Origin of the sequence: Acetobacter okinawensis JCM 25146 (assembly GCF_000613865.1) — a bacterium.
GTDB lineage: Bacteria > Pseudomonadota > Alphaproteobacteria > Acetobacterales > Acetobacteraceae > Acetobacter > Acetobacter okinawensis.
This window is the reverse complement of record NZ_BAJU01000080.1, coordinates 1-4,712: the sequence shown is the minus strand read 5'-3', so window position 1 is coordinate 4,712 and position 4,712 is coordinate 1. Positions and strand designations below refer to the sequence as shown.

The following is a 4,712-nucleotide window of genomic DNA, read 5'->3' as shown; positions in this document are numbered from 1 at the left end:
ATGCATTTCCCCTCGCGGTTTCTGCAACGCAGTGTTATCTGAGGAAAGCATGACAGTTTTGGAAGGGCCTGTATGTCCCCCAGAGGGGGGACAAAGCACATATTTATTTGCTGGATGAGCAAAAAAATGCTTGTAGCGTGGCATAGTAAGCGTGCCGCCATGACCGTTCTTGTTCCAAGAAGGAAAAATGACGACACCCACGTACCATGGCCACTCCCACTATTTGGAATGGCCATGCAGGAAAATACAAAATTCAGGGATAATGCGGCTTTAATCCACTCCATAATTCCGCCATATAATTATAAATACAGGCCCATTGCCTTGGTATCGAAGTCAACAGATTTTAATTCAGACGCAAGCTGGCTGATATACCTCTCGCAATTTCCTTGAGGCGTGAAGCTACTGCTCCCGCTTAAGATTTGGTTTATAAAGGTATCAACTTGTTCTTTTGGCACTAACTCCGCGCACATGGTAGCTACGCACTATCAAACGCGTTCTTTATGCGCCCATCATGCAAATTCTGTACAATTTGTACACGTTCCTCGTCTGAAATGGCTATATTGGATAGAAAGCCACTATAGGATTGCACTTCTACCGACTGGGTCTGCATATAACTTGGTATCCGAGCATGGCTTCCTCCATTGCCGCCTGACAGGTTTTGATATCCCGAGACCTGTACTCTTTTCTTTGGCACATTATCGTTTTTTATTCTGATCGATATATCATAAATGGAATAAGCTTTTACCTGACTGAGGCCATCATATGATTTTTTGAACTGCTGCATCATTAAAATGAATATAGCTGTTGTATGATCTCCACGATTTATGGATGATTTCAAAAAGGCGTTTCTTATCAAGGGGTCTGTCAGTACAGAATTGACTGCTCCGATACTGCTCGTTTCATTTCGTGCTTTTTTCAAACGGGGTGTTGTGGCAATTGTCGGGCTACTGATGACTTTGGGCGTGGAAGGAAGGAACAACGAGAGAAATTTCCGGGTAGACATTTTGGATGACTCCTGTGACAGAACGGAAGGGCGTTCTTTTCATCCTGAGGGAGATATTCGTGGATCAGGCCCAGTTTTTTTCCTGATCGTGACTTCAAACTGGTTGACTGCACCCACGGTACAGTGACCCTGCAGGAATTTATGAACTTTGATTTCGCAATTATGCGTACATGTCAGATTCTGTATTCGATACAAGGGGACTAACGGGTGTCATTTAATAATAATGGCACACCCCGAACAAAATATTTAGAGAATACCGTCAAATTGACCGGCCCTGTAACAGCCAATTTGACTAAAGTATCTCATTGTCGAATGACCTTGCCGCCCACTAATCTGTAATATCAGGTAATTAAACCACTATTTATGGCCGAATCGCCTGATTTCAAGCGCCAGTCAGTAACGACATTAAGTGTTATATCTCCAGCCGCTATATCCCCCTTGAAATTACATTTCAATTACCTTGGACCAACACGTATTTCAGTCAAGTTTATAGGAAAAATGGCCGTCTTCCCTTACACTCACCGCGACAGTTGATATATTTTTGCCTTCGGCAAGACGGGCCAGTATTTCCGCTGACAGTTCAGGTAGCAAGGTGCGTGAGAGAATGTTTTCGATATTACGTGCACCTGACGACGATTCCTTGCAACGGGCGGAAATGACATCAACCAGCTCCGGTGCGTAGTGGAAGTCAACTTTGTAATTACTTTTTACACGCTGGCCTATTTTCTTGAATTGAAGCTTCACGATATCGCGAATAACCGCGTCGGACAGTGGGAAGTAAGGCACGATTGTCGTGCGGCCCAAAAAGGCCGGCTTGAAGTATTTCATCAGTTCCGGCCGAAGTGCTTCGGCAAGCTGAACTGAATCGGGCGCTGAATCAGGGTCTGCGAACAGTTTTTCGATCAGGTCCGTGCCTGCATTCGAAGTCATGATAATGACGGTGTTCCTGAAGTCGATATCGCGCCCTTCGCCGTCCTTCATGTGGCCTTTATCGAAAACCTGGAAAAACACGTCCTGCACGCCGGGATGGGCTTTTTCCATCTCGTCCAGCAGAATGACGGAATACGGTTTACGGCGCACCGCTTCGGTCAGGATACCGCCTTCGCCATAACCGACATAACCGGGTGGACTGCCCATCAGCAGCGAGACCTTATGTTCTTCCTTGAACTCGGTCATGTTAATGACGGTCAGGTTCTGTTCGCCGCCATAAAGCAGGTTGGCCAGTGTGAGAGCGGTTTCAGTCTTGCCAGTGCCCGAGGTACCCACCATCATGAAAACGCCAATTGGCTTGCGTGGGTCGGTCAGGCCTGCGCGGCTGGTGCGTATGGCCTGAGCCACAGCTTCCAGCGCATGGGGCTGACCGATAATCCGCTCGGCCATTGTCGCTTCCAGGTTCAGGACGGTGCGGATTTCGTTCGAACGTACACGCCCTGCGGGAATACCTGTCCAGTTTTCGATAATCGCGGCAACAGCCTGACCGTCCACAACGGGGAAAATCAGTGGTGTTTCACCTTGCAAACCATAAAGTTCATTCTGGAGGGCATCTAGGGTCGCGCACTGTGCCGTTGTGTCGGTTTCGGGCGGGGCGTTTTCAATTTCAGCCCGTGTCTGCGCAATGCGGGCAGCCAGTTCCTTTTCCTGCGTGAAGCGGGCGGAGAGTTCTGTCAGCTCTTGTTTGAGCAGGGTTTCGTCATGCGTCAACTCCGCCAGACGGGCCTCATGCGCACCACCCGCCGCCATTTCCCGTGTCAGGATATTTGCCTCGGTCTGGATCAGGTCTACCCGGCGTTCCCGGTCTTCGATCTCAGCGGGGACGGTGGCCTGGCTCATCGCTACGCGCGCGCAGGCGGTATCAATCAGGCTGATTGCCTTGTCCGGCAACTGTCGGCTGGGAATAAACCGGGCGGATAACCGGACGGCCTCCACAATCGCCTCGTCCAGAATGCGCACGCCATGATGTTTTTCCAGCGTGCCGGTCAGGCCCCGTATCATAGCAACCGCCATGGGTTCGGACGGCTCTTCCACCTTCACGACCTGGAAGCGCCGGGTCAGGGCGGCGTCTTTCTCGAAATATTTCTTGTATTCGGCCCACGTCGTGGCAGCAATCGTGCGTAGTTCGCCACGCGCCAGCGCGGGTTTGAGCAGGTTGGCTGCATCATTCTGCCCGGCCTGCCCGCCAGCACCGATAAGGGTGTGGGCCTCATCGATAAACAGAATAATGGGCCTGGGGCTGGATTTCACGGCTTCGATGACCGATTTCAGCCTCTGCTCGAATTCACCCTTCATGCCTGCACCGGCCTGTAGAAGTGCAAGGTCGAGTGTGCGTAACGTGACGTCCTTCATGGAATCCGGTACATCGCCCGCAGCAATTTTCAGGGCAAGACCTTCGACAACAGCGGTCTTGCCCACGCCGGGCTCACCCGTCAAAATCGGGTTATTCTGCCGCCGCCGCCCCAGAATATCGATAGCCTGACGAATTTCGACATCCCGGCCCAGAATAGGGTCGATACGGCCCGCACGAGCTAGTTCTGTCAGATCCTGCGTGAACTGTTCCAGCGCGCCGTCACCACGCGGCTGGGGCTGGGCAGCACCGGCGTTCGCCTGATGAGATGAAACGTCGCCACTGGCTTCGGCTGTCTGCGCAACAATACTGTCCAGATCGCGCCGCAGGCTGTCGACTGAGATATTACGCAGTTGCGGCGAAAGGTCACGCATACGGCGGCCAAGTGATTCATCTGCCAGCAATGCAAGAAGCAGGTGGCCAGAACGGATACGCGATGCAGAATCCTCGATCGATGCGATCAGCCAAGCCTGTTTCATGGCTTCGACAATATCGGGAGCAAGCCCCGGCGCGCGGGAATTACCCATGCGTATCATATCGAATGCGCGGTCCAGATCGGTCAGAAAGCGCCCCGTATCGATATCGTAGTGCCGGAAGATGGTCGGAATATCTGTATCGGTCGCATCGCAGAGCTTTAGCAGCCAATGTTCCAGTTCAACATTGTAATGCGTGCGCGCCAGTGTCAGGCCTGCGGCAGATTCAAGGCTCTTCCGGCACGAATCGTTCAGTCGGGCGACAAGTGATTTCAAATCTATCGCGATCAAGACGTGATCCTTTCATCCATGTCGCCTGCGTTCGGAGAGAAGGCAACTGCAGCATAGCTGCACGAAGACTGCCGTTTACAGGCAATGGCCCCGTGACATGGTACGGACCATGACACCTTCGCGCCCCCCTGTATGTCCCCCAACCAAGGGACAAACAGGCATTTTTTTACCCCACAGTCAGGCGCGTTCGCTCTGGCGGGAGCCAGCTGCCACTAGAGGGTGATGCGTTGCAAGTAAGAAAACATATTAAATAATTTGGTATTTTCATATTAAGACCCTGAAAACAGACGTTTTTGCAGAAAAATGGCCATTGTCCCTTGGTTGGGGGACATACAGCCCTGCACGAAGCTGCCATGATCCGTGCTGCTTCACTGGAAGCGGTTCGCTCCGTATGAGTGTCTGTATTGCCGTCTGAATAGAGGTTCTCTGTCGTCATGTCCGATGCAGGAAAGAAAGTGGTCGATATCCCGCGCTGCGCAGTAGTCGTGCCATGGCTTTACTTGCAGATTTCGGCGCACCTTGGACGGGACTATCCCGGATGTTGTTAACGTTTCCAGGTATCGCATCGATATCGTTTTTGTTTTCTATATAAGGAAGAATAGTG

Annotated in this window: 3 protein-coding genes; all 3 read right to left on the bottom strand. The window is 51.5% G+C overall.

Annotation, left to right across the window (positions count from 1 at the left end):
* A partial coding sequence (locus JCM25146_RS23085; RefSeq protein ID WP_206777543.1) for a hypothetical protein occupies positions 1-201 on the bottom strand: 201 nt, incomplete at its 3' end.
* 274 nt (positions 202-475) lie between these two features.
* A complete protein-coding gene (locus tag JCM25146_RS22255; protein WP_148299123.1) occupies positions 476-1,003 on the bottom strand; it encodes a hypothetical protein in 528 nt (175 codons plus the stop codon).
* 477 nt (positions 1,004-1,480) lie between these two features.
* Positions 1,481-4,108 (bottom strand): type VI secretion system ATPase TssH, encoded by a 2,628-nt coding sequence (tssH, locus tag JCM25146_RS15400; protein ID WP_025829141.1) that lies wholly within the window; start codon positions 4,106-4,108, stop codon positions 1,481-1,483.
* Positions 4,109-4,712 lie beyond the last annotated feature (604 nt).